This is a genomic window from Parvibium lacunae (assembly GCF_003335215.1).
GTDB lineage: Bacteria > Pseudomonadota > Gammaproteobacteria > Burkholderiales > Burkholderiaceae_D > Parvibium > Parvibium lacunae.
The window spans coordinates 119,903-146,537 of sequence record NZ_QPGB01000003.1 but is presented as its reverse complement, the minus strand read 5'-3'; the positions used below and the strand labels follow the sequence as shown (position 1 = coordinate 146,537).

The following is a 26,635-nucleotide window of genomic DNA, read 5'->3' as shown; positions in this document are numbered from 1 at the left end:
TACGATGCCTTACATTTTCCTCGGCTAGCGTTGGTCGAGTTCTCCCAATTTACCGTTAAACCATCATGCGTGCCTCCCAGTTTTTTATTTCTACTCTTAAAGAAGCGCCTGCCGATGCCGAAGTCGTCAGCCATAAACTCATGCTCCGCGCGGGCCTCATCAAGCGCGTGAGTGCTGGTATCTACACCTATATGCCAATGGGCTTGCGGGTGATTCGGAAAGTGGAACAGATCATTCGTGAAGAAATGAATCGGGCAGGCGCAATCGAGTTGCTGATGCCAGTGATTCAACCTGCCGAGCTGTGGCAGGAAACCGGGCGCTGGGACAAAATGGGGCCAGAGCTCATGCGTGTCAAAGATCGCCATGACCGTGACTTTATCGTGCAGCCAACCTCAGAAGAGGTCATTACAGACGTGGCACGCAGCGAAATCAAGAGCTACCGCCAGTTACCGCTCAATTTTTATCATATCCAGACCAAGTTCCGGGATGAGCGCCGCCCGCGCTTTGGTGTGATGCGGGGACGTGAGTTCACCATGAAAGATGCCTATTCTTTTCATGCAAATCAGGCAGATTTGGCCCGTGAGTATCAAAATATGTATGATGCTTATACCCGAATCTTCACCCGCCTAGGGCTCAATTTCCGCGCGGTTGCAGCGGATAACGGCGCGATTGGCGGCTCCGGCTCGCATGAGTTTCATGTGATCGCCGAGACAGGAGAAGATGTGCTGGCGTATTGCCCACAGTCTAGCTATGGCGCAAACCTGGAACAGGCAGAGGCCCACTCTTTACTGGCAACGCGTGCTGCCCCAGCACAGCCACTGGCAAAGACAGCAACGCCAGGCCAAAGTAAATGCGAAGCCGTAGCGGCTTATTTGCAGCTACCGCTGACCCAAACGGTCAAATCGATTGTCTTGGCCGTTGATGAGGCCGATGAGACAGGGAAAATCACACCGCGCATCTGGTTATTGCTGCTGCGAGGGGACCACGAACTGAATGAAGTCAAGGTCGGTAAAGTGCCCGGCCTCGCTGGTTTCCGGTTTGCCACAGAGGTAGAAATTATGGCGCATTTTGGGTGCATCCCCGGCTACCTCGGGCCATTACAGACACAGCAACCCGTTCAGTTGGTGGTAGATCGAACCGTCGCCAACATGAGTGATTTTGTCTGCGGCGCCAACGCAGCCGATTATCACTACACCGGTGTCAACTGGGGGCGTGATTTACCCGAGCCAGAGATTATCGCCGACCTGCGCAATGTGACTGCTGGCGAACCCAGCCCTGATGGTGCTGGCACGATTGCCTTGTGTCGTGGCATTGAGGTTGGTCATGTTTTCCAGCTTGGCACGCGCTACTCCGTCGCTATGAAAGCCACCTTCCTCGATGAGCAGGGCAAGCCCCAGCCCTTACTCATGGGTTGCTATGGCATTGGAGTGACCCGATTGTTAGGGGCGGCGATTGAACAAAACCATGACGAGCGCGGCATGATCTGGCCAACCGCAATGGCACCTTTTACCGTTGCTTTGTGTCCGGTTGGCTATGACCGGAATGAGATGGTCAAGACCGCGACCGATCAGCTCTATACCGCGTTGCAAGCGGCAGGGCTGGAAGTGCTGCTGGATGACCGTGGCGAGCGCCCGGGCGCGATGTTTGCCGATATGGAACTCCTGGGGATTCCACACCGCATTACACTCGGTGAGCGCGGATTAAAAGAAGGGCTGGTCGAATATGTGCAACGCGCGCACATTCAACAAGAGCCATGTAAATTAGGCCTTGATCAGGTGCTGCCCGCATTGCTAGCCGCCCTAGCTCCTATCCAGCCTGTTTCCCATTAATGCAGCGGCAGTGTCTGCAGATGAAATGGGCGGCAGCGCAGGTGACCCTGGCGTTCTGCATCGCTGCGCTCTTGCTGCTAGTTGCATTGCCTGCCAAAGCAGGCAATCAGCAATATGAGCCGCTCGAAGCCAGCGTGCGCACCGCGCTCGCGGCAGCCATTCAAAATGTCGATCTACCCGAACCGCGCTTCAAGGACAGCAAAGAGAAAGTTGATTGGCTTACTAAAATGTCGCTGCGTCTGATGAAGCGCAAGCCAGACTACCGCCAGCGCATCGACTTTCTGAAAATAGTCCACTACGAAGCCAGCCGCGCCGGGCTAGATCCGCACATGGTGTTGGGCCTGATTGAAGTGGAAAGTGGTTTCAAGAAATATGCAGTCTCGTATGCGGGTGCGCGGGGCTACATGCAGGTGATGCCCTTTTGGACCAAACTGATCGGTGATGGCGACCCCACCAAGCTCTTTGATATGCGCGTCAATATTCGCTATGGTTGTACTATTTTGCGCCATTATCTAGACAGGGAAAACGGCAATCTATTTATGGCCTTGGGGCGCTACAACGGCAGTCGTGGTAAGTCTGAGTATCCAAACCTAGTACTGGGTGCTTGGCGTAAATGGGAAGATAAACCCACGCCGGGGGTGAGTATTCCGCTGAAGCCACAGTATGGGGAGCTGCATCAATGAAGAAAATGGGGTCTGTCCCGAGCCTGTAATAGGTATCCCCTATTTTTTATTTTCGACTCGCTTGACAGCCGCCGGCTAATGGGCGTCCCCAATTTACAAGTCTTAACTATTCCTTTCGAGGAAAGCTTAGAGAGTGACGTGTCCGATCCTCTTCTATTTTCTTAAGCTCTTTACCATCGTACTCCCATGTGTTCAAAGATTTTTGATATTTGATTATTAGCTTATACGAAGGCCCGATATCTAATTTAGAAACTGAAAAAATATCAACACAGGCACCGTCGGTCCGGTATTTTTTAAACTCGCTTTCTGACTTGAGAATTAATAATGTATGCCAAGGACCGCATGCATTCCTACCATTTTGACCATTACTCTCCTCAATAAATATTGCAATCTGATCATCTAACTGGAACATTGAATGAAAGTGGACCGTCCCCCCACTCTTTATAATAACCTTTTTATTGATGAGTACTTCAGTAACACCTTCTTTGTAAGCGATTTGCACTTTTGCATAGTATGGATGATTTAATAAATCAACTTCATACGCCATGATACTTTTAGAATAAAAAATACATATATTCAAAAAAATTGCCAAGATAAATTGCATATTGTCACCATTTTTTAAGTTATCAAGGACAATAGGGGACAGACCACGATATTTATCCACCCCGCCAACCCCACAATTACTTCAACCCCGGAAACCCTTTCATCCCCGCCAAGCCTTTCATGCCGCCCATGGCTTTCATCATTTTCGCCATGCCGCCTTTTTGCATTTTCTTCATCATCGTTTGCATTTCTTCAAACTGTTTGAGTAAGCGGTTCACTTCTTGAACTTGCACGCCTGCCCCGGCGGCAATGCGGCGTTTGCGCGTGGCTTTAATCAGGTCGGGTTTGCGGCGCTCCAGGGGCGTCATAGAATTAATAATGCCTTCGGTGCGGCGCATTTGTTTTTCGGCATCGGCGGGGTTGACTTGCCCGGCGGCACCGGCCATTTGCGCGGGCAGCTTGTCGATAAGGCCACCTAGTCCGCCCATTTTGCGCATTTGGCTGATTTGGTTTTTGAAGTCTTCTAAATCAAAGCCTTGGCCTTTTTTAAACTTCTCAGCCATGTCTTTGGCGGCATCTAGATCAATGCTTTTTTGCGCTTCTTCCACCAGCGACAGAATATCGCCCATGCCCAAAATGCGATTGGCCATGCGGTCGGGGTGGAACACGTCCAGCCCGGTGAGTTTTTCACCCACGCCGACAAACTTAATTGGCTTGCCAGTAATGTGACGCACCGACAGGGCGGCGCCACCACGCGCATCGCCATCCAGCTTGGTCAGCACCACGCCGGTCAAGGGCAGCGTGTCGTTGAAAGCTTTGGCGGTGTTAACGGCATCCTGGCCTTGCATGGCATCAACCACGAACAAGGTTTCAATCGGGTTGAGTGTACGATGCAGGGCGCTAATTTCCTGCATCATCGCTTCATCAATCCCTAAGCGGCCCGCAGTATCGACCAGCAGCACATCGTAGTAATGGGTTTTAGCCCACTGCACGGCGGCTTGGGCGATATCGATAGGGTTCTGTTCGGGCTGCGACGGGAAAAAATCGGCCCCTGCTTGTTGGGTAACGGTTTCCAGCTGCGCAATCGCCGCGGGGCGATAGATGTCGCAGGAGACGGTGAGGACTTTTTTACGCAAGGTTTCGCGCAAGTATTTGGCGAGCTTACCGGTGGTGGTGGTTTTACCTGCGCCTTGTAAACCCGCCATGAGGATGATGGCGGGCGGCTGGGTGGCAAAGCTCAGTTCGCTGGCGCTACCGCCCATGAGCTGGGTGAGTTCGCGGTTCACCACGCCTACCAAGGCTTGGCCGGGGGTGAGGCTACCGACGACGTCTTCACCCAGCGCTTTTTCTTTCACGCTAGCAATAAAGTCGCGCACCACGGGTAGGGCTACATCGGCTTCAAGTAAGGCCATGCGTACTTCGCGCAGCATTTCTTGCGTGTTGGCTTCGGTGAGGCGTGCCTCCCCGCGCAGGGTTTTCATGGTGCGGGCTAGCCGCTGGGTAAGATTTTCAAGCATAATGACCTGCTAGCCCAACTGGGGCAGTAAAGAGTCGATAGAGCGTCGCTCTGTGTCTGGTGGATCAACCACGAAAGATGCGATCAGGACAATCACAGGACGACATTAAGGGTGAGAAACAAATGCAGCCTATTTTACTTTATGGCTTGGTGGCCTTAGGTTATGCCGGCTTAACTTTAGCAACTTGGCGACACCTACAACTGGCACCACAAGCGATGGCGCTGAACCCAGCCCAGCGCTTGCGGGTGATGCGCGCTATTTTGTTCGTTTGCCTGATACTACAGGCGTATCTCTTGCACGAGCAAATTTTTACAGAGCAGGGCTTTCGTTTTGGTTTTTCGACCGCATTGGCTGCGACGTTTTGGCTGGGGAGTGTGTTTTATTGGCTAGAAAGCAGCCGTTTCCCAGTGCAGAGTATGGGCTTGTTGCTCCATCCGCTGAGTGTCTTGACAGCAGGCTTGCCCTGCTTCTTTGCCGCGCCGTTGAATCAGCACATGCTGGGGGCTCTGAGTATCTGGTTAAAAGGGCATATTGTGATTGCCCTGGGTGCCTACGGCTTGTTCACGATTGCTGCCATGCACGCGGTGTTCATGCTGTTGTTAATGCATACCTTGCATCATGTTCAACAACCCCGGTCGTCGGCAGGCTCCTTCCTGCAGCGTGTGGCGCTCTCAATGCCGCCGCTGATGGCGCTAGAACGAATTTTATTTCGCCTGTTGCTGGCGGGGCTGATTTTGCTCAGCTTGACCTTGGGAAGTGGGATGTTTTTTGCTGAACAATTATTTGGGCGGCCTTTGAAGTTTGATCACAAAACGCTCTTTTCAGTATTGGCTTGGCTTAACTTTGCGGGCCTATTGCTCGGGCATTATGGGTTTGGCTGGCGGGGGCGACGCGCGTTGTATTACACGCTGGCAGGCTTCGGCTTATTGCTGTTGGCTTACGTGGGAAGTCGCTTTGTGCTGGAAGTGCTGCTACAGCGGTTCTGATGCCCCAAGACCTGCGCGGTGAGTTTCATCGTGGCTTAGTAAACGATCGTTGGAAAAAATATGTTGGGAAAATGGATTTTATGGGCTTTGCTCGTTATCGTGGTGTTACTGCTGTTTCGCTTGCAGGGCAAGGCGCGTCAGGTTCCTGAGGCGAAGCCGAAAAGAGCTGCCCCGCCTGCTGCTGGAGCCGATGCGATGGAAGCGGCTGAGCCGATGTTGGTTTGTGCTTATTGCGGGGTTCATTTTCCACAATCAGAGGCGGTATATGGCCATGTGATGACCACGGCTGGCCCGCCGGTTTTTTGTTCGACCGCGCATTGGCGAGCCGCAACCACCCAAGACCGCTCTTCTTCTTAAGACTGCATGTAAGACTGTATGCCCTTCTTTCGTGTTGCAAATTTAAATCTCGATCAGCCCTCGCAAACAGTTTGGACGGCATTGCGCTTTTTCACGGGCACCCGTTTGGCGGTTGCTTTAGGCTTGCTGCTTTCTTTTGTATCGACGGACAGCAAAACCTATGATGCTGTCAGTCGTGAATGGCTATTAGGTGTTTTGCTGGGATATGTTTTATTTGCCGCCTTACTTATTCCGCTCGCTTTCAAGCTACGTCGCCGCTTTTATAGCCTTTTGGTGGGTCAAGTTGCTTTGGATCTGGTCGTACTGGGGTGGCTAGTGGCCAGCACCGAGGGTTTACGCAGTGGCCTGGGATTATTGTTTTTATTGCCGGTTGCTGGCACGGCTGCCTTGAGTCCGCTCTTACTGGCTTTTACGGTTGCGGCAATTTGTTCTTTGGGCGTCTTGCTGGATGCATGGCTGCGCATTTTTAGTGGGCTTTACAGTGACCCACTGTATTCCCTGGCAGGCTTAAACGGCATTCTCTTTTTTGTGACGGCATGGTTTGTCAATCGCGTCGCAGCTCGTCTGATTGATCAAGAAACCTTGGTCCGGGAGCGTGAAGCTAGTATTCAGAATCAATTGGCGGTGAATCAATTGATGGTTGCTGAAATGCAAGATGGCGTGGTAGTGGTAAGTGCGCAGGGCACCATTCAAACAGCCAACCCTGCCGCCTTACAAATTCTCTTAGCCCCAACCGTTAACGCTCTCGGCAGTTTATCGCGCTGGCAGACCCTTTGGGCGACGTGTCAATCCCATTTGCAGCATAGCGCCGGGGGCGCTAGGTTGGATGCGCCTAGTACCTTTCGTGCCGATGCGATTATTGATTTTGCCGATGAGGTCAGTTATGCACAGCGTGTCCAGCTACGGATTCACCCAGTGCCAATTGATCGCACGCTACGTAAAGTATTGCCACCCGCCGAGACAGCCAGCTTGGTGCTGATTTTGCAGGACCTCTCAGAGATCGAAACGCGGGCGCAGCAATTAAAGCTCGCCTCATTGGGGCGCTTGTCGGCCAGCATTGCCCATGAAATTCGTAACCCTCTTTCAGCGATACGACATGCCAGCGCCTTACTCGCGGAAGACAGCCAGAGCGAAACGCAACGACGTTTAACCCGGATTGTTGAGTTGAACTCGGTGCGCATTAACCGGATCATCGAAGATGTGTTAAGCATCAGTCGCCGCGAACCGACCCAGCAGCAGACGCTTACCTTAGCGGTAACGCTACATGAGCTGTATGAAGAGTTTCTTGAACAAATGGCACTGCAATACGGCAAACCGGATGCGGCATCTGCGGGGAAAACACCGCTCGCTCAACGTTGTCGCTTGGAGATTTTGGTACCACCAGTATTAAAAATAAGGTTCGATAGCGGGCACTTGCGACGGGTTTTATTTAATTTGCTTAACAATGCAGTCCGCTACGCTTCAACTGAGGTCGGCAGTATTGTGCTCTATGCGGGCCCAGCCAATTCAATGGATTCACCAGCGTTAACGACTTCCTGGCAAGAGCTATTGATCGTTGTTTCAAATGATGGCCCCCCCTTAACGGCAGAACAACAGCAACACTTGTTTGAACCTTTCTTCACGACCGATTTACATGGTACGGGCTTGGGACTGTTTCTGTCGCGCGAACTGTGTGAGGCGAATCTCGCAACCTTAAGTTATTTACCTGATACGCCCTGGCATTCCCAGGCCCGGGTTGCTTTTGCCGTGCGCGTACAAACAAGCATGGCATAATCTTTTGAATTGCTGAAAACAGCAGAGAAAGACCGTAACCGAAAGAGAATTACCTTGAATCAACGCGCCACCGCAAACGCCCCCCGAATTTTAGTGGTCGATGACGAGCCTGATTTGCGCGAGTTATTAGAGTTAACCTTGCTGAAAATGGGTCTGCAGGTTGAGTTGGCGGACTCTATTGCTGCGGCACTCAAGCTTGCTGACCAGGAAAATTTCGATTTGTGTTTAACCGATATGCGTCTTCCAGATGGCCTGGGTCTGAGCTTGGTCGATACCCTCAGTCAGCGCCATCCCCCCATTCCGGTTGCGGTTATCACGGCCTTTGGCAGTGCAGAAAATGCCGTAGCGGCATTGAAAGCCGGGGCGTTTGATTATTTGTCTAAGCCACTTGAATTAGACGCCTTGCGTGAACTGGTCAAGAATGCCCTGAAATTACCGCGACTTGGCGTGCCAACCACCAAGCGTGGGCCAGTCACTCAGGACAGCGCGGTAGCCCCTGTCTTACCGGGATTAACGGGCATCTCCCCTTCGATTCAAGAGGTTCGCCAAACCATTCTCAAACTCGCACGCAGCGTTGCCCCGGTCGCGATTCAAGGTGAATCCGGTTCAGGTAAGGAGCTGGCGGCACGCTTAATTCATCAAACCAGTGTGCGCGGGGAGGGCGCTTTTGTTGCCGTGAACTGTGGCGCGATTCCAGAGAATTTGATGGAGGCTGAGTTCTTCGGCTATCGTAAAGGCGCTTTTACGGGTGCCGATACCGACCGTGATGGCTTTTTCCAAGCCGCGCATGGCGGTACTCTGTTTCTGGACGAAGTGGCCGATTTACCTTTGGCCATGCAAGTCAAGTTACTGCGCGCTATTCAAGAGCGTAAAGTTCGCAAGATTGGGGCGACTCAAGAAGAAAGTGTGGATGTGCGGATTATCAGCGCCACGCACAAGGATCTCAGTGCTTGCGTTACTCAAGGCCATTTCCGCCAAGATCTGTATTATCGCTTGCAGGTGATTACTTTACGTATGCCGGCCTTGCGCGAACGGATTGAAGACTTGCCTGACCTTGCCGAGCAACTCTTGGTTCGTATCGTACAGCGTAATTATGGCCCTCAGAGTTTGCTACCTGTCTTAAAGGCGCAGGCGATTATGGGTTTACAGCGCTATGCGTTTCCCGGCAATGTGCGTGAACTTGAAAACATGCTGGAACGTGCGTTGGCCTTCTCGGGGTTTGATGGTCAAACGCAGACTGAGATTGATCTGGCGGCCTTGGGTCTGGCCCCCATCCCCATGCCTTTAGAGGCAACACCTGCAGCGCCCGGTTCTGTCATTGGGGGGGGAGACGCGCTTGCTACAGACTATTCATCTGCAGCGGTAGCTACGGCGGCTCCTCTGGCGTTAGCGCTGCCCTCACCGCTGCCCACCGATCTCAATCAATATCTGGATACGGTTGAGCGGGAAATTTTATTAGAGGCTTTACGGCTGACGGCAGACAACCGTACGGCGGCCGCCAAATTATTGGGGATCAGTTTTCGCCAGATGCGGTATCGACTGCAGCGACTGGGAATTTAGTCGCGAGAGCACACCGGTTCAAGCCAAATTTTTCAAGGCCCGCTAATCATGAATACTGCGACTACGTTTACTGGTTCTGCTATCGATTGGGATCCGACTTCACCGGGCTGGTTGTTTGGCGTTGAGCGCCATCATTCACCGAACCATGATGCACGGCCAGTTGGCATGTTGCCAGAGCTGGTGGTGATTCACCATATCTCTCTGCCGCCGAATGAATATGGGGGGCCTGGGATTGGTGCCTTATTTATGAATCAGTTGGATCCCACTGCCCATCCCTATTACGCCGAGATTGCTGGGTTGCGCGTTTCTGCGCATTTCGTCATCCGTCGTCATGGCCAGTTAGCCCAATATGTTTCGACGGAGCAACGCGCCTGGCATGCGGGTGTGTCTGAATTTCTGGGCCGCACCCGCTGTAATGATTTTTCTCTTGGGATTGAGCTGGAAGGGAGTGATAACGATCCTTTCACCGATGCCCAATATATTCAGCTCATCCATTTGCTGCGCTTACTGCAACAGCGTTACCCAAGCTTGCAATGGATTGCGGGTCATGCAGATATTGCGCCCGGTCGTAAGACCGATCCCGGCGTTTATTTCGAGTGGGATCGAGTGTTGCAGGCATGCGACTTTACTGCCCCTCATCACGTTCAACTTCCCCATTCGTCTTCATCTCAATAAGACAGCGAGCGCGTTCCCTTGATTGAATTTTTATCAGGGTGAGATTGTCAGTTTCCGATCCTCAGCGCCTTGCTGATCCTGACAGCCAGTGATTGCATTGGTCTCGGCGTTGAGATGTAAGGGATTGACAGCCACTTTCTTCCTTCAGCCTTGATAAGCTGGGGCATAGATCGGAAAAATCTTGGTTTATCAGGCTGACAAAACAGAATCACCTGCCGAATGCCTTCTCTCTGTCAGCAGGTGATTTGCGCCATATATCAACTTTTCTTTGTCTACAAAAATAGGTTGCTTATTGAACACGCACTGCAGCAAAAAAATTATGAAATTCTGATTGTCGAGACCGGCGCTAACCACTAGAATTAGGCCCTATTCAACTACTTGACCACAATATCTAGTGTTTACTGCATTGGGTCCTGCCAGCGCGGTATGATGGAGAATAGTAGAAAACTCAGCATTGAGTTCCATGTTAATGCGTGAGTGGCATGACGAGAGTGATCCCTAAACAGGCTTTACTGAACCATGTGTTGATGATGACCCTTGTGCTTGAGAGCAGCGAGCGGACATTGTGAGTGAGATTCGTTTTTTGCGGGGAGGATGTATGCAACAATTCAGCGATAACAATATGACGACAGGGGCCACCCCAGGCGGCGTGGCAAATCTAGGTGGTCTCACTGGTGGGGTGGCAGCTGGGGCTCATAGCGTTGAGGGGCTGTCTATGGCGGCCACGGCGACGACCTATAGCCAATATAAATTGATTCGGCGCAATGGCGCGGTCGTGGGTTTTGAGCCTAGCAAAATTGCGATTGCTTTAACCAAAGCTTTCTTGGCGGTGAATGGCGGGCAAGGCGCTGCGTCTGCGCGTGTGCGTGAATTGGTTGAAGGGTTAACCCAAGCGGTGGTCAATGCCTTGGTTCGCCGTCAACCAGCGGGCGGTACCTTCCATATCGAAGACGTTCAGGATCAGGTTGAGTTATCGTTAATGCGCTCTGGCGAGCATGATGTTGCGCGGGCTTACGTTTTGTATCGCGAGAAACGTGCCCAGGAGCGAGCAAAGCAGCGCGAAACCCAAACCGCACAATCGGCGTCAGCCGAGGTGGCGCTGCAGGTGGTGGATGGCGGTGTGAGTAGGCCGCTGGATGTACTGGCCATTCAATCCTTATTGCAAGCTGCTTGCGCCGGTCTCGAAGAGCATGTTGACCCTGTGGCCATTTTCAAAGAAACCTTGAAGAATTTGTACGACGGCATTCCTTTGGATGAGGTCTATAAGTCTGCGATTTTGGCCGCACGCGCCATGATTGAGAAAGACCCTGCTTACAGCCAGGTTACCGCCCGCATTTTGCAGCATACGATTCGGCGCGAAGTGCTGGGCGAGGAAGTGGCACCTGCTGACATGGCAGCCCGCTATGCGGACTATTTCCCCAAGTTTATCAAGCGCGGCATTGAGGCCCAACTGCTAGACCCAAAGTTGGCGCAATTTGATTTGAAAAAACTGGCCAATGCCTTGTTGGCAGAACGCGATAATCAGTTCAGTTACCTTGGCTTACAAACCCTCTATGACCGCTATTTCTTACATGTTGAAGGTGAACGGATTGAATTGCCCCAAGCCTTTTTTATGCGCGTAGCGATGGGTTTGGCTATCAGTGAGATTGATCGTGAAACCCGGGCGATTGAGTTCTACCAGTTGCTTTCATCGTTCGATTTCATGAGTTCTACCCCGACCTTGTTTAATTCCGGTACGCTGCGGCCACAATTATCATCCTGCTACCTCACCACGGTGGCAGATGACCTTGATGGGATCTACGAGGCGATCAAAGAGAATGCCTTACTGGCCAAGTATGCGGGCGGCTTAGGGAATGACTGGACGCCGGTTCGTGCGATGGGTTCCTGGATTAAAGGCACCAATGGCAAATCACAAGGGGTTGTTCCTTTCCTCAAGGTGGTGAACGATACCGCCGTGGCCGTGAATCAGGGCGGCAAGCGTAAAGGGGCTGTCTGTACTTACCTGGAATCATGGCACTTAGATATTGAAGAGTTTCTGGAATTGCGCAAGAACACGGGCGATGATCGCCGCCGTACTCACGACATGAATACCGCGAATTGGATTCCCGATTTGTTCATGAAGCGAGTGATGGAGAATGGTGAGTGGACCCTGTTCTCACCCGCAGATGTGCCTGATTTACATGATCTCTATGGCCAAGCTTTTGAGCGCGCTTATTTGCGCTATGAAGAAAAAGCGGCACAAGGTGAGCTTAAGTTATTCAAAAAAGTCCAGGCCGTCACGCTCTGGCGAAAAATGTTGGGCATGCTATTTGAAACTGGTCACCCGTGGATTACGTTCAAGGACCCCTGCAATATTCGTTCCCCACAACAACATGTTGGCGTTGTCCACAGTTCAAACCTATGCACGGAAATTACGCTGAACACCAACGACAGTGAAATTGCGGTTTGTAATCTAGGATCGGTTAACCTAGCTGCGCATTTGACACTCAATGCCGCTGGCAGCTATGAGTTAAATCATGAAAAATTGCAGCGCACTGTCCGCACTGCCATGCGCATGCTGGATAACGTCATTGATATTAATTACTACTCTGTCGGCAAGGCACGCAATTCCAACCTCAAGCATCGTCCTGTCGGTATGGGCATTATGGCTTTCCAGGACTGCTTGCACATGCTGCGGATTCCCTACGCTTCTCAGGCCGCCGTTGAATTCGCTGATCGCTCAACCGAAGCCGTTTGCTATTACGCTTATTGGGCCTCAACCGAACTGGCCGCCGAGCGTGGTCGTTATAGCTCCTACCCAGGCTCACTGTGGGATCGGGGCATTCTGCCGCAAGACTCCCTCAAATTGCTCGCGCAAGAACGGGGCGGCTATGTAGAAGTGGACGTGAGTGAAACCATGGATTGGGCGGCGTTGCGGGCGCGCATTCAGCAGTATGGGATGCGTAATTCGAATTGCGTGGCAATTGCCCCGACCGCGACTATTTCCAACATCATTAACGTGTCGGCCTGTATTGAACCCACCTATCAGAATTTGTATGTCAAATCTAACCTGTCAGGTGAATTTACGGTCGTGAATGACTACTTGGTTCGGGATTTGAAACGGTTGGGGCTGTGGGATGAGGTCATGATCGCTGATCTCAAGTATTTTGATGGCAGCTTGTCGCGGATTGACCGTATTCCCCAAGATTTGCGGGACGTCTATGCGACGGCCTTTGAGATGGATCCTGCTTGGTTGGTAGAAGCAGCATCACGTCGCCAGAAATGGATTGATCAGGCTCAGTCGCTCAATATTTATATCAGCGCACCGTCTGGTAAAAAACTTGATGAAACCTACAAATTGGCTTGGTTACGCGGCTTGAAGACAACGTATTACTTGCGAACCATGGGCGCAACCCATGCCGAGAAATCAACCAGCAATCGAATTGGGCAGCTTAACTCGGTGCCCAGCGATGGGGGCGTTGCTACAAGCCATGCGCTGCCGGAGCCAGAGATTGTCGGGAATGTCTGCACCCTACGCCCTGGCGACCCTGGGTTCGAAGAGTGCGAAGCTTGTCAGTAAGACAGTCAAAAAACAAAGCAAGATTGATCCGCTACCATTGTATTGCGACGTCAGCTTGCTATGCTGAAATGAGTTGGAAAGGAAGAGTATGTTAAGTTGGGATGATGCTGTCGCTACGCCGACCCCGAATCGTTCTGTGCCTCCCGCCGCACCCCTGCCAATGGGGACGGTGGGTTTGCAAGCACCAACACCCGCTGCTTCGTTAATCTCGGCACGCCAGGTAAGTGCGACTCCTGCAACCCGGAATAATTTTGCCGATCTGCAGCCAGAGCATGTGGCGTTAGCGCCAGTTTATGCCGCCGCTGCGACCACAGCTGCCGATGCAGAACGCCGGGTTAATGTGGCAGACAAACGAATCATTAATGGTCAGACTGATGTTAATCAGTTGGTGCCATTTAAGTACAAATGGGCCTGGGAAAAATATCTGGCCGGTTGCGCTAACCACTGGATGCCGCAGGAAATTAATATGCAGCGCGACATTGAGCTGTGGAAGAATCCGAACGGTTTAACCGACGATGAGCGCCGCATTATCAAACGTAATTTGGGTTTCTTCGTTACCGCAGATTCCCTCGCAGCGAACAATATTGTGTTGGGCACTTATCGGCAAATTACCGCCCCAGAGTGTCGCCAATATCTGTTGCGCCAAGCTTTTGAGGAAGCGATTCATACACACGCTTATCAATACATCGTTGAGTCTTTAGGGCTTGATGAGGGCGAGATTTTCAATGCTTATCATGAGGTTTCATCGATTCGAGATAAAGATGAATTTCTGATTCCATTTATCGATACACTCACGGATCCAGCCTTTAAAACGGGAACCCCTGAAAACGATCAGAAGCTCTTGAAGTCACTCATCGTATTTGCCTGCATCATGGAAGGATTGTTCTTCTATGTTGGCTTTACCCAGATTCTTTCCCTCGGTCGGCAAAATAAAATGGTCGGCGCTGCAGAGCAGTATCAATATATTTTGCGCGACGAATCTTTGCACTGTAATTTCGGGATCGACTTGATTAACCAAATTAAGTTGGAAAATCCCCACTTATGGACCCCTGAATTGAAGGAAGAAATTAAAGAACTCTTTCGCAAAGCCGTAGATTTAGAGTATCGTTACGCCGAGGACACAATGCCTCGTGGTGTGTTGGGACTAAACGCTTCAATGTTCAAGGGATACTTGCGGTTCATTTGCAATCGTCGTTGTCAGCAAATCGGGATCGAACCTCTTTTCCCCCAGGAAGAAAATCCATTTCCCTGGATGGCTGAAATGATTGATTTGAAAAAAGAACGTAACTTTTTTGAAACCCGTGTGATTGAGTACCAAACGGGTGGCGCATTAAGTTGGGAATAATTGACAATACCAACCCCATTCTCACCCTAGAGAATGGGAACCGACTCAATGTAATCGTAACTATTTGGGAGTCAGGCAAGATTGAGACATAAGTGGGTTCACTGCCCTAGGATGCCAGCTGTATTTAGCGATAAGCAACCTCTTCTCTCCTCATACAATTCACATGATGAATTGGCCTTTTTGCCCTCCAAAAATCCCATCTCAAATTTTATCGATCCAATTACGACCGCGTTCTTAACCAGAACGCGGTTTTTCATATTCATGGACTTGTTTATTGCCAGCCAGCGGCTTTTAGTAAACAGGTGTGTGAATGCCCTGTGCGTTCGGTTCAACAAACTGGGTTTTTTTGTTCGTCCTTAAATTGAAGGAGAGTGCTATGGCAACTGAAAAAAAAGCAGCAGCAAAGACTGCCGCCAAAAAACCAGCCGCTAAAAAAGTTGCGGCTAAACCAGCAGTGAAGAAAGCAGCAGCCAAGCCAGCGGCAAAACCTGCAGCCAAGAAAGCAGCGGCTAAACCCGTAGCGAAGAAGGCAGCAGCCAAGCCAGCGGCAAAACCTGCAGCCAAGAAAGCAGCGGCTAAACCCGTAGCGAAGAAGGCAGCAGCCAAGCCAGCGGCAAAACCTGCAGCCAAGAAAGCAGCGGCTAAACCCGTAGCGAAGAAGGCAGCAGCTAAGCCAGCGGCAAAACCTGCAGCCAAGAAAGCAGCGGCTAAACCCGTAGCGAAGAAGGCAGCAGCTAAGCCAGCGGCAAAACCTGCAGCCAAGAAAGCAGCGGCTAAACCCGTAGCGAAAAAGGCTGTTGCTAAAAAAGCGGCAGCAAAACCTGCAGCGAAGCCAGCAGCAAAACCCGCAGCAAAAAAGGCGGCAGCTAAAAAGCCTGCCCCTGAAAAAGCTGCCCCTGCTCCTGCCCCTGCGGTAGAAGCACCAAAACCAGCAGCGATTACCCCTTCTGCTGCATGGCCATTCCCGACTGCTAGCCGGCCCTAATTATCGGGTCTAGCAGGACGAATGTCCTGGGTTAAAAGCCCTGCGTGAGCAGGGCTTTTTTATCCTCCCATTTAATGTGAATACCATGAGCCAATTTGCTGACGACATACAGAAATTCAATCAGATTTATCGTTTGCCGGTAAATACGCGCCCGACCCTTGCCGTTGGCGTACCGGTAATCGAACGACTGCAAGCCTTCAAAGCGATTTTGCAAGAAGAGCTGACCGAGGTAGAAGAGATTCTTGAGGTTGCGCGTAGCCTTGAGCAGCCTGCCGTGGCGGCAGACGATGCGACACGGACCAAGACAGAATTAGCGCTGCTAACGATGTTGGCTGATTGGCTTGGCGATATACAGGTCTACTGTGCTTCGGAGATGGCCAAATTTGGCTTACCACTTGATGCGGTTCTCAGCATCATCATGCAATCTAATTTCTCTAAATTAGATGCTAATGGGCAACCGATTTATGATGAGCGCGGCAAGGTTCTTAAAGGCCCTGACTACTGGCGCCCTGAACCAGCGTTATCGCAATTACTGGCACAAAAACAGCAAAACGAAAACGGCGCGTAAGCGCCTTTATGCTGTAATCTGGTTTAGACAGCAAACAACGGGGTTTCCAGACGATTTAAGAGGGTTTCCTGAATATACCCATGCAAGGCCAATAACATGTCATAGGGCAGGTTTTCAAATGAAAGGCCGTAACGTTCTGCGGGCTCATCTTCATACGTTCGTTTTCCAACCAATTTCGCCTCATGCTCAATCATGAATTTTTGGCCATGCACAGGAACTCGAAAAGCGACTTTGACCTGGCTGCCGGCAGGCGTGGTGTCATCCAGATGGCCAAATAATTCGATTTCCAGGCCCCCGGTCGATAAATTACGAACCACACCATTAATCGTTTTTTTGAGCGCTGGCCCAATGTACAGGGTACACGGCAAGCTGATATCGATACGCCGTGTTTGTCGGACGATCTGTTTACTAACCCGCGAAGGTTCGGGCCAATTGATATGTAAATAAGGGAAGGGTTGAAAACAAACCTGGCGCACCGCCGCAGAGAATGAATAGATGGCACGTGAATAGAACCCTTTGAAGTCAAATAAATCGCCTTCTTTGACAAAGAGTAATTGCCCGTTCTCAATCGGTGCGGAGATGATGAGCGACTGCCCGGGAACCATGCCATACAGCCGGACAAAAAACCCTTCTTCGCTCCCGAGAAAATTCATTCGTAGGTATTGGATCCCATCACTCTGTTTGGGCGGCTGCTTATTCGCCCTAGTGTCTGATTGCCGTTGTGGCGTTCTGCCATCGTAAGGGGTGATCGGATGGGGGGCTGGCAGCCCGGCACCGATCGTGCCATGTTCTGTCGTTTCTAGGGGCGGCTCCCAATCCGCGTCACGAAACACGCCAAAGGTTTCAAGCACGGCAAACTGCTCGGGTGTGACGCTTTGGCCGGCGGCAATCAAAATATTGGCATCGGCATCGAGCAAGGCAAATGGGAGTACTCGTCCAAAGGGAATATCTTCTGGCGTGACAGCTTTAAGACGCATAATTTAAGGCTTCAGTTGGGTAATCCAGTAGACGATGCCAGCACAGGTTAATAGGAGAATTAGCGCGATGATTCGCTGCCCGCGACCGTCAACGCTGGTTTTCAGCGGCGTAGCTGAAAGCGGAGTGGCCACTGTCTTGTGGCCATGCAGCATCGGGCCCACCAAGTTTTCCCGCTTAAACCAAGCATAAAACAAAATAGCGGCAAGATGTAAACTGATTAAGCCCAATAAAATCGCCTCATTTTCATGATGCAGATGTGTAATGGTATCGCTCAGGCTTTTACTGATCCAGATTGTGAGAGGCCCTTCGCTGGCAATGTCATCATTGGCGAACAAGCCGCTCACAGACTGAAACAAGAGCGCAGCGAGCAAGGCAAGGACAGACAAACTACCCAGTGGGTTATGGCCGAGATGCAACGAAGTGTGACCGCTTAGATAGGCACGCAGTTGGGTTGGCCGCAAAGGAAAATGAAGAAAACGACTGTAATGACCGCCAACCAAGCCCCAAATCAAACGGAATAGCAACAAGGTGAGCACGGCATAGCCAAACCAGAAATGGTATTGGAGAGCATTCCCACCGATCTTTACGGTTACAAAAGCGCCAACGACGCAAAGTACTAACAGCCAGTGAAACAACCGTGTGGGGAGATCCCAAATCAAGAGACGCATGCCCGACTCTCCTCTTAAAATTGGACGCAGCGCAGTTAAGGTAACTCAACCTCATGCGGATTGTCTTTTTTTACGGGCCGAATTAAGTCTTCACGCTTAACACCCAGCCACATTACGAGGGGGGCGGCGACCAGAACGGATGAGTAAATGCCGAAGCAAATCCCGATGGTTAGTGCCAAGGCAAAGTAGTGCAGGGTCGGGCCACCAAAGATAAGCATGGCGGTGACCATCATCTGGGTTGAGCCGTGGGTAATAATCGTCCGGGAGATCGTGCTGGTGATCGCATGATTCAACACTTCAGGAACCGTCAGTTTACGTTTTTTGTTGTTGCGGAAAGTTTCGCGTACTCGATCAAAGACCACAACCGATTCGTTCACCGAGTAGCCCAGTACAGCAAGCACAGCCGCCAAGACCGACAGTGAAAACTCCCACTGGAAAAAAGCAAAAAAACCTAAAATGATGATGACATCGTGCAAGTTGGCAATAATGGCCGCCACCGCGAACTTCCACTCGAAGCGAATCGCCAGGTAAATCATGATCCCAACAATCACAATCGCCAGGGCAATCAGGCCATCATGGGCCAGTTCTTCACCGACCTGGGGCCCGACAAACTCGACCCGACGCAAGGTAATGGTTTTATCTTGTGCTTGCAGTGCCGCCATTACCGCATCACTTTGCTGCTGGCTATTGAGACCTTTTTGCGCGGGTAGGCGAATCATCACATCCCGTGCCGTGCCAAAGTTTTGCACCTGATGATCACTGTAACCCAGTTGGCTCAGTGTTTGCCGAATCGGTTCCAGTTGCGCTGGTTCCGCGTAGCTGACCTCCAAGACCGTGCCGCCGGTAAATTCAATGCTGAAATGGAAGCCACGTAAGACAATAAAAGTGACCGCAGCGATGAACGTAATCATCGAAATCGCGTTGAAAATCAACGCATGTTTCATAAACGGCAGGTCACGTTTGAGGCGAAAAAATTCCATAATATTTTCCTGTGACGGTGTGCGAGAGCCTATCTCTCTCTAAACTTCAACACAACCATGTCATCCATTTGATTTAATGACTGGGTTTCCAGACTTGGCCAATTGCCAGCGAGGCTAGCTTTTTACGGCGACCATACCAGAGGTTAACCAAGGCCCGAGATACCATGACGGAGCTAAACATCGACGTGAGGATCCCCAAGCAATGAACAACCGCAAACCCCCGCACCGCACCAGAGCCAAAAATCAGCAACGCCAAGCCTGCGATGAGTGTCGTGATGTTTGAATCTAAGATCGTGGCCCAAGCTCGCTCATACCCCGCGGTAATCGCGGCTTGTGGTGAGTTGCCATGACGCAATTCTTCGCGAATCCGTTCATTAATCAGTACGTTGGCATCGATAGCCATCCCCAAAGTCAGCGCAATCGCGGCTATGCCGGGCAGTGTCAGGGTGGCTTGCAAGAGCGACAGCAGCGCAATCAAAAGCAGTACGTTTGCGGCCAGAGCAGCAACCGAGAAAGCGCCGAATAGCATGTAATAACCGATCATGAAGACGGCAATAGCGATGAAGCCATACAAGGTCGAGTTAAAACCTTTGGTGATATTTTCTTTCCCCAAACTTGGGCCAATCAGGCGCTGTTCAATGACCTCCATCGGCGCAGCAAGTGAGCCTGCCCGAATCAGCAGGGCAGTTTCATTGGCTTCAACCACATCCATCTGACCGCTAATTTGTACTTGGCCACCTCCAATTTCGGTACGGATAACCGGGGCAGTAATTATTTCGCCACGGCCTTTTTCGATCAATAAAATAGCCATACGCTTCCCAACGTTCTGGGCGGTGACTTCCTTGAAAATACGGGCGCCTTTGGCATCGAGTTTCAGATGCACGGCCGGTTCTTGGGACTGATTGTCAAAGCCAGCTTGGGCATCCGTGAAATTTTCGCCAGTAAGAATGACCTCTTTTTTGACCAGTAAGGGCCGACCGCCACGTTCGGTGAACCGCTCTAGCCCCAGCGGCACCTGATCGGCTAGTAAGGCGCTTTCTGCTTCTGGGCTGCTATCTACCATGCGCACTTCAAGGGTTGCTGTGCGCCCCAACACCCGCAGGGCAGAAGCCACATCTTGAATACCCGGTAACTGAACCACAATCCGGTCAGCACCTTGCTGTTGAATAATCGGTTCCGCCACACCCAGCTCATTGATCCGATTATGCAAAGTGGTCATGTTTTGTTTGAGGGCGAAATCCAAGGTGCGCTGTTTGGCTTGCGGGGTAAATGACCCGACCAGCGTGAATTCACCGTTACCACCTCGCTCGTCATAACTGAGGTCGGGCAAGGTATCGCGCAGCAAGGTTTTGGCACGATTCAGCGATTCCTCGTCGCGAAAGCGAACTTCCAAGCCGTTGGCAACCTTGGCGACACCACCATGACGGATTTTTTTGTTACGCAATTGCTCCCGTACGTCGGTTGCCAGAACATCCAGGCGTTTCACGACCGCAGCTTGCAGATCAACCTGCAATAGAAAATGTACGCCCCCACGTAAATCTAGGCCCAGGTACATCGGCTGCGCACGCAGGCTTTCAAGCCAGGCCGGCGTATTAGAGAGTAAATTGAGCGCGACGGCATACTGGGGGTCATTGGCGACGGGGTTCAGCAGTTTGTTGACGGCATCTTGTACTTTGAGTTGGGTTTCGGTATCTCCAACGCGGACACGGACTGAGTGCTGCTGGCCGACGGCCTCATAACTCACGCTTTTATAGGGCAGCGCTGCTGCTTTGAGGGTTTGTTCGATTTGGCCCGCCAACGCAGGTTCGATGCGGGTAGTCGCTTTACCTGCAGAAATCTGAACTGCAGGGGCTTCGCCATAGAAGTTGGGCAAGGTATAGAGCAACCCTAAAACCAGGGTGGCCGCAATTAAAGTGTATTTCCACAGCGAATAGCGATTCATAATTGATCAGTGATATGAAATAGTTGAAGCATGCTGCTAGTGGGCTGGTGAGCGTGCGCGAATGCCGGGATCCATTCAGCGAAAGGGGAGCATCACGCCGAAGAGTGGGGTTAGCCCCACCCTCACTGGCCGCTGACGATTATTTGCTCGCTTGCTTGAGCGTGCCTTTGGGTAACACGGTTTGCACGGCACCTTTTTGCAAGGTCATTTCAATCGCTTGTCCATTGGCTTTCGCGACTTCCACATTAATGTAGGCTTCATCCACTTGCGTAATTTTACCCAGGATGCCGCCCACGGTGATGACTTCGTCGCCCTTTGCCAAGGCCTCAATCATGGCGCGCTGCTCCTTGGCTTTCTTCATTTGTGGCCGAATCATCAGGAAATACAGCAAAATGAACATCAAAATCAACGGTAAAAACTGACCCAGTGTGCTCCCCGCGCCACTGGCGCCAGCCGCTTGTGCATAGGCATTAGAAATAAACACAGCTACTCCTGTCTCAAAAAATCATGTAATGGTTCAGCGACTCTGGTTGAGCGACGCTGTCTCAGGCCGCAACCCCACAGCAAATTAAACGCTGGGCGATTATACACGTCAGCCTCTCTCCCTTTTTATGTTCAGGCGGCCATTTGGTTGGTGGGCACCAGGATGGTATTGGGTTAATCTGTACCACGCTGGCGCTCAGCCTGAAACTGGGCAAGGAACGCACGGAATGTGCCGGTTTCAATTGCACTACGCATCGTTGCCATGAGCGTCAAATAGTAGTGCAGATTGTGAATGGTATTTAGTTGTGCGCCCAAGAGTTCATTGCACTTTTGCAAGTGATGTAGATAACCACGGCTAAAATGCTGACAGGTATAACAGGTGCAAGTGTCATCTAATGGCCGAGTATCGCTTTTGTATTTGGCGTTACGGATCTTGATATCCCCAAACCGCGTGAAAAGCCAGCCATTGCGGGCATTGCGAGTCGGCATAACGCAATCGAACATATCGATCCCCCGACTCACGGCAAACACTAAGTCTTCAGGCGTGCCCACTCCCATGAGATAGCGGGCTTGTTGGGCCGGCAGGCGTGGCGTCGTGTGCTCAAGTATGCGCACCATGTCTTCCTTAGGCTCGCCGACTGACAACCCTCCTATCGCATAGCCATGAAAGCCAATGTCGAGCAATCCTGCCAGAGACTCTTCCCGTAAGGGCTCATACATACCGCCTTGGACAATACCAAACAAGGCATTGGGATTTTCCAGCGCGGCAAAGGCTTGTCGGGATCGTTTCGCCCAACGCAAAGACAGGCGCATTGAGTCAGCAGCTTGCTGGTAGGTGGCGATCTGATCACCGACCTTGTAGGGTGTGCATTCATCAAAAATCATCACCACATCGGCGTTCAGGACAGTTTGAATCCGCATTGACTCTTCGGCGGTCAAAAACAGCCGGTCGCCATTGATGGGAGACTGGAAGCGCACCCCTTCTTCTGTGATTTTACGCAGCGCCCCCAAAGAAAATACTTGGAAGCCACCGGAATCCGTCAAAATCGGTTTGTCCCAGCCGATAAAGCGGTGCAAACCACCAAACGCCTCAATCGTTTGCAGTCCAGGCCGCAACCAGAGGTGAAAGGTATTTCCCAGAATAATCTGCGTCTGAATGTCGTCTAGGTCCGCTGGACGCATGCCTTTGACGCTGCCATAGGTGCCCACGGGCATAAAAATCGGCGTTTCTACCGTGCCATGTTGTAAGGTTAAGCGACCTCGGCGGGCTGCTCCATCGGTTGCCAGTAATTGAAAAGTCGGGTTGGTCATGGTTAGTTCGATGATGGCAGTGGGCCGCGCTCGAGATACATGGCATCGCCATAGCTAAAAAAACGGTAGTGTTGGGCGATGGCATGGGCGTAGGCCGCCCGCATCGCATCCATGCCAACAAACGCGGCGATCAACATCAGTAGGGTTGATTTCGGCAAATGGAAGTTCGTAATCAAGGCATCGACTGCCTGAAACTTGAAGCCTGGGGTAATGAAAATATCGGTTTCGGCGCTGCCGCTGCAGACGGCCCCCTGGCCGCGTAAACAAGCGGCCTCCAGGCTCCGCATGCTGGTGGTGCCAACCGCGATGACCCGCCGCCCCTGCGCTTTGGCCGCCGCGATAGTGGCGGCAGTGTCTTCGGGAATGTGGTACCACTCACTGTGCATGCGGTGTTCCGCAATGGTGTTAACCCGCACGGGCTGAAAGGTGCCGGCACCCACATGCAGGGTCAGGTAAGCCAAATGAATGCCTTGCTTACGGAGCTGTTCCAATAACGGCGTATCAAAATGCAGGCCTGCAGTGGGTGCCGCGACTGCCCCAGGTTGACTCGCATACACTGTTTGATAGCGGTCTTTATCTTGGCTGTCAGGCGTGTGAGTGATGTACGGGGGGAGCGGCAGCTCTCCGTAGGCTTCGAGGAGTGAATACAGATTCGTGATCTCGGTGGGAAGGTGAAACCGCAAGTGAAACAGGCTGCTTTCTGGGCCTGACCTCCCTAACACGTCGGCCTGAAAGTGGACTTCTCCCATTTCAAAATGCAGCATGCTACCGGCGGGGGGCGCATTGCTGGCTTTGATGTGTGTCCAGGCTTGGTGGTCATTCAAAATCCGTTCGATCAGTACCTCAATCTGGCCACCACTCGCTTTACGCCCATACAGTCGCGCTGGAATCACTTTCGTATTATTGAAGACCAACACATCTCCAGCTTGCAAAAACTGAGGCAAGTCGGTGAATTGCAAATCTTGATGGCCGATGTGACCGTCGAGATCGCGTGGACAGGCCAACAGGCGACTGGCACTGCGATGACTGAGGGGGTATTGCGCAATCAGTTCGGGGGGGAGGAAATAGTCGAAGTCGTCCAGCTGCATGGCTTAATATCGTCTTATCAAAGAGGATTAGGCCTCCAGAGAGAGGCTTGTATGAATAGGATCGGCATCATACCTCTAGCGAGAGGCAAGGCGTGCCTATTTTTTATTCTGTCAAGCCAGTTTTTCATCATTTTGCCATGCGGCTTTTGTTACAATGAGAGATTGATTTAAATAAGTGCAGTTACATTGGTTTGCGTGGCAGCAACAAGATTGGTAACGGTTAGTGAGTAATGTGGTGTATGCGATTGGCAGTGAGCCTGCTAATCATGTCAAATAACTGGCATAAAAATTTCATTTGACGATTTTTTTGCGTTAGAATGCGCCCCTCGGTAAATTGCTAGCCGAAATCAACTGGCCGGGATGGCGGAATTGGTAGACGCGCTGGACTCAAAATCCAGTGGTAGAGATATCGTGAGGGTTCGATTCCCTCTCCCGGCACCATGCTGCAACGTACCCGACCTTATCAGGGAGAGTCACGTTGTCTCGTTTTACACATACCTTTGCCAAGGCAGGCTATCTCTTTTTGGTTGCAGCCAGTTTTACGGCTGGATTGGCCAACAGCCAAACCGCGTCAAATGCCTTGCAGCTGAGCCCAAGCAGTGGTTTGAGTGTGCCGGCGCCAACGACGACCAGCAATCCCAACCAGTTAAGCAACATAGCCACCGACACTGCAACACCTAACGCGCCCGCACCACTTCGCGGTGCTGGCCAACGCGCCACGCCAGTTAGCGATACCCTGGCTATTACTAATAGCCCCAGCGAAGAACCTGAGAGCGAGTTTCAAAAATTCGTGCAAAGCGCCAGTGGAAAAAAACTGCCAATTTTTGGGGCCGAGCTCTTTCTAAACCGGGGGTTTAACCCCGGTGAGCTTGCTCCAGTTGCCAACGATTACACCCTGGGGGCTGGCGATGAGGTATTGGTGCGGGCTTGGGGCTCGCTTGATATTGATTTCAAAGCCACGGTTGATCGCGATGGGTTACTCAATATTCCGCGTGTCGGCAGTTTTCGTGTGGCAGGCCTACGCCCTAATGAGCTGGAAAGCCGCGTACGTAGCGAGATGGCAAAAACCTATCGTAATTTCAATGTGTCGGTCACTTTGGGTAAGCTCAATGGTGTTGCCGTCTTTGTGGTTGGGCAAGTAAAGCGCCCCGGCAGTTATATCGTTCCCGGGCAACCCACGATGCTGAGCGCACTGTTTGCCGCTGGTGGCCCTAATGTGAATGGCTCTATGCGCAAGATCCAGCTGCGCCGGCAGGGCACTACGGTAGGCGAGATTGATCTTTATGACCTGATCGTGGTGGGCGATAAATCTAAAGACTTGCGGTTGGTTGCGGGGGACGTAGTCTTCGTGCCGCCAGCAGGGCCGCGAGTCGCGCTATTGGGCACGGCAAAAGTACCCGCCATTTATGAAGTACTACCTAACACTCGCTTGGCAACATTGCTCGAGTATGCGGGGGGCGCCCCTGTACTGGCGAATCCCGCCAAAGTCTTGGTTGAACAAATTGATCCAACACAAAAAGTTGCCCGCCGAGTTGACGAAGTCGCCCTTAACGACGTCGGGTTAAACCGCAAATTGCAAGATGGCGATGTGCTCACCTTGCTTGCGATTTCTCCGCGTTTTGAAAATGCGGTCACCCTACGGGGCAATGTCGAGCGCCCTTTACGCCATGCCTTTAAGCCAGGAATGCGGATTAAAGACCTGATTCCCGCCCGCGAAGCGCTGATTACCCCTGATTACTACACCCGCAAAAATATTTTGGTGCAATATGAGAGCGGTAAAAATGCTGATGCAGACAAAGTAGAGCGCGATGTACGGAATATGTTGGATGAAGTCAATTGGGACTATGCCGTGATAGAGCGTTTGAACCAGCGCGACCTCAATACCCAGCTGCTTCCCTTTAATTTGGCGCGGGCCATTTTGGATGAAGACCCCCTGCATAACTTGCCATTACAAGCGGGTGATGTAGTTACGATTTTTTCTAAAAAAGATGTACGGGTCCCGGTTAGCCGCCAAACCCAGTTTGTTCGCCTGGAGGGGGAGGTGCGTACGCCTGGGATTTATCAGCTGCAACCTGGAGAAACCCTGCAAAAGTTGCTGCAGCGGGCGGGCGGCCTGACCGAACAAGCCTACCTGTATGGCCTGACCTTTACGCGCGAAAGCACGCGCAAATTACAGCAAGACAACCTAGATCGCGCCTTACAACGGGCTGAGCAGCAAGCGAATTCGCAGTTGGCCACGACCCTAGCTAACCAAACTAGCGCAGCGGATGCCAATAATGCCGCGCGTATGCAGCAAGCTGCGGTGGCCGCACAGCAAGCGCAGTTGGCACGGCTGCGTACGCTCAAGCCAACAGGCCGCATAGCGCTTGAATTGGGGGGGGATGTAAAACAGGTTCAAGATGTGCCCGATATTGTGTTGGAGGATGCCGATAAGATTTTTATTCCCAGCAAGCCCAGCTTTATCTCTGTTGTAGGTGCAGTGAACACTTCCAGCGCTTTCGTTTGGAAAGCCAAACGAACCGTGCAGCAATATCTTGATATTGCTGGGGTTGATCGTGAGGCAGATTTGAATGGTGTATTTGTGGTCCGTGCGGACGGCTCGATTATGGCCCCGACGCAATCCTGGTTTAGCGCCAGCGTTCAAAGTCAGGCATTATTGCCGGGCGACACCATTGTGGTGCCAGAAAAGCTCAATCGCGAGAGTGCTTATACCGCCTTTATGCGCGGCCTCAAAGATTGGTCGCAAGTGCTCGGGCAGTTTGGTATTGCGGCAGCAGCAATTCACACATTATCAAAATAAAAGAG

Annotated in this window: 20 protein-coding genes, 1 tRNA gene and 1 pseudogene; 13 read left to right on the top strand and 9 right to left on the bottom strand. The window is 51.7% G+C overall.

The window, feature by feature from the left end:
* Nucleotides 1-65 precede the first annotated feature (65 nt).
* Together DU000_RS08345 and DU000_RS08340 are read left to right on the top strand one after the other, a co-directional pair.
* Entirely contained in the window at nucleotides 66-1,829 is a 1,764-nt protein-coding gene (locus DU000_RS08345) for a proline--tRNA ligase (protein WP_114402937.1), read from the top strand.
* Nucleotides 1,830-1,849: 20 nt separating this feature from the next.
* Complete coding sequence (locus DU000_RS08340) at nucleotides 1,850-2,512, top strand: lytic transglycosylase domain-containing protein (RefSeq protein WP_114403084.1); 663 nt, start codon at nucleotides 1,850-1,852, stop codon at nucleotides 2,510-2,512.
* Between the two features lie 106 nt (nucleotides 2,513-2,618).
* Here the strand turns inward: DU000_RS08340 and DU000_RS08335 are convergent, their stop codons facing one another.
* Together DU000_RS08335 and ffh are read right to left on the bottom strand one after the other, a co-directional pair.
* Nucleotides 2,619-3,176 carry a hypothetical protein gene (locus tag DU000_RS08335; protein WP_147266985.1) on the bottom strand — a complete coding sequence of 186 codons (558 nt, stop codon included), beginning with the start codon at nucleotides 3,174-3,176 and terminating at the stop codon, nucleotides 2,619-2,621.
* 16 nt (nucleotides 3,177-3,192) lie between these two features.
* Nucleotides 3,193-4,572 (bottom strand): signal recognition particle protein, encoded by a 1,380-nt coding sequence (gene ffh / locus DU000_RS08330; protein ID WP_114402935.1) that lies wholly within the window; start codon nucleotides 4,570-4,572, stop codon nucleotides 3,193-3,195.
* A gap of 122 nt (nucleotides 4,573-4,694) precedes the next feature.
* On the opposite strand from ffh, the gene DU000_RS08325 reads away from it, so the two are divergent.
* The 9 genes and pseudogenes from DU000_RS08325 (at nucleotide 4,695) to DU000_RS08285 (ending at nucleotide 16,380) form a co-directional block, all read left to right on the top strand.
* Nucleotides 4,695-5,558, top strand: a complete 864-nt coding sequence (locus DU000_RS08325) for a cytochrome C assembly family protein (RefSeq protein WP_158529663.1) — start codon at nucleotides 4,695-4,697, stop codon at nucleotides 5,556-5,558.
* Nucleotides 5,559-5,618: 60 nt separating this feature from the next.
* Nucleotides 5,619-5,915 carry a PP0621 family protein gene (locus DU000_RS08320; RefSeq protein ID WP_114402933.1) on the top strand — a complete coding sequence of 99 codons (297 nt, stop codon included), beginning with the start codon at nucleotides 5,619-5,621 and terminating at the stop codon, nucleotides 5,913-5,915.
* A gap of 18 nt (nucleotides 5,916-5,933) precedes the next feature.
* On the top strand, nucleotides 5,934-7,688 hold the full coding sequence (locus tag DU000_RS08315; protein ID WP_114402932.1) for a two-component system sensor histidine kinase NtrB: 1,755 nt from the start codon (nucleotides 5,934-5,936) through the stop codon (nucleotides 7,686-7,688).
* A gap of 54 nt (nucleotides 7,689-7,742) precedes the next feature.
* Nucleotides 7,743-9,248 carry a sigma-54-dependent transcriptional regulator gene (locus DU000_RS08310; protein ID WP_114402931.1) on the top strand — a complete coding sequence of 502 codons (1,506 nt, stop codon included), beginning with the start codon at nucleotides 7,743-7,745 and terminating at the stop codon, nucleotides 9,246-9,248.
* Nucleotides 9,249-9,296: 48 nt separating this feature from the next.
* Nucleotides 9,297-9,923, top strand: a complete 627-nt coding sequence (ampD, locus tag DU000_RS08305) for a 1,6-anhydro-N-acetylmuramyl-L-alanine amidase AmpD (RefSeq protein WP_114402930.1) — start codon at nucleotides 9,297-9,299, stop codon at nucleotides 9,921-9,923.
* Between the two features lie 715 nt (nucleotides 9,924-10,638).
* Nucleotides 10,639-13,482 (top strand): ribonucleoside-diphosphate reductase subunit alpha, encoded by a 2,844-nt coding sequence (locus tag DU000_RS08300; protein WP_114403083.1) that lies wholly within the window; start codon nucleotides 10,639-10,641, stop codon nucleotides 13,480-13,482.
* Nucleotides 13,483-13,759: 277 nt separating this feature from the next.
* Nucleotides 13,760-14,827: pseudogene (locus DU000_RS08295) on the top strand (ribonucleotide-diphosphate reductase subunit beta); the annotation flags it as partial.
* Nucleotides 14,828-15,203: 376 nt separating this feature from the next.
* A complete protein-coding gene (locus DU000_RS12975; protein ID WP_240001849.1) occupies nucleotides 15,204-15,812 on the top strand; it encodes a histone in 609 nt (202 codons plus the stop codon).
* 85 nt (nucleotides 15,813-15,897) lie between these two features.
* Nucleotides 15,898-16,380 carry a nucleoside triphosphate pyrophosphohydrolase family protein gene (locus DU000_RS08285; RefSeq protein ID WP_114402929.1) on the top strand — a complete coding sequence of 161 codons (483 nt, stop codon included), beginning with the start codon at nucleotides 15,898-15,900 and terminating at the stop codon, nucleotides 16,378-16,380.
* Nucleotides 16,381-16,403: 23 nt separating this feature from the next.
* Here DU000_RS08285 and DU000_RS08280 read toward each other — a convergent pair whose 3' ends face one another.
* From DU000_RS08280 to queA, 7 genes are all read right to left on the bottom strand, one after another.
* Nucleotides 16,404-17,357 (bottom strand): flagellar brake protein, encoded by a 954-nt coding sequence (locus DU000_RS08280; protein ID WP_114402928.1) that lies wholly within the window; start codon nucleotides 17,355-17,357, stop codon nucleotides 16,404-16,406.
* A 3-nt stretch (nucleotides 17,358-17,360) separates the two neighbouring features.
* On the bottom strand, nucleotides 17,361-18,026 hold the full coding sequence (locus DU000_RS08275; RefSeq protein WP_114402927.1) for a cytochrome b/b6 domain-containing protein: 666 nt from the start codon (nucleotides 18,024-18,026) through the stop codon (nucleotides 17,361-17,363).
* A gap of 35 nt (nucleotides 18,027-18,061) precedes the next feature.
* Nucleotides 18,062-19,006 (bottom strand): protein translocase subunit SecF, encoded by a 945-nt coding sequence (gene secF, locus DU000_RS08270; protein ID WP_114402926.1) that lies wholly within the window; start codon nucleotides 19,004-19,006, stop codon nucleotides 18,062-18,064.
* A gap of 73 nt (nucleotides 19,007-19,079) precedes the next feature.
* Complete coding sequence (gene secD / locus DU000_RS08265; protein ID WP_114402925.1) at nucleotides 19,080-20,948, bottom strand: protein translocase subunit SecD; 1,869 nt, start codon at nucleotides 20,946-20,948, stop codon at nucleotides 19,080-19,082.
* Between the two features lie 139 nt (nucleotides 20,949-21,087).
* A complete protein-coding gene (yajC, locus tag DU000_RS08260) occupies nucleotides 21,088-21,432 on the bottom strand; it encodes a preprotein translocase subunit YajC (protein ID WP_114402924.1) in 345 nt (114 codons plus the stop codon).
* Between the two features lie 173 nt (nucleotides 21,433-21,605).
* The gene (gene tgt, locus DU000_RS08255) at nucleotides 21,606-22,742 is read right to left on the bottom strand and encodes a tRNA guanosine(34) transglycosylase Tgt (RefSeq protein WP_114402923.1); all 1,137 of its coding nucleotides are present in this window, start codon (nucleotides 22,740-22,742) and stop codon (nucleotides 21,606-21,608) included.
* A 2-nt stretch (nucleotides 22,743-22,744) separates the two neighbouring features.
* The gene (gene queA / locus DU000_RS08250; RefSeq protein ID WP_114402922.1) at nucleotides 22,745-23,830 is read right to left on the bottom strand and encodes a tRNA preQ1(34) S-adenosylmethionine ribosyltransferase-isomerase QueA; all 1,086 of its coding nucleotides are present in this window, start codon (nucleotides 23,828-23,830) and stop codon (nucleotides 22,745-22,747) included.
* A 354-nt stretch (nucleotides 23,831-24,184) separates the two neighbouring features.
* On the opposite strand from queA, the gene DU000_RS08245 reads away from it, so the two are divergent.
* Both DU000_RS08245 and DU000_RS08240 read left to right on the top strand, forming a co-directional pair.
* Nucleotides 24,185-24,271, top strand: a tRNA-Leu gene (locus tag DU000_RS08245).
* 37 nt (nucleotides 24,272-24,308) lie between these two features.
* A complete protein-coding gene (locus DU000_RS08240) occupies nucleotides 24,309-26,630 on the top strand; it encodes a polysaccharide biosynthesis/export family protein (RefSeq protein WP_114402921.1) in 2,322 nt (773 codons plus the stop codon).
* The last annotated feature ends 5 nt before the right edge of the window (nucleotides 26,631-26,635 follow it).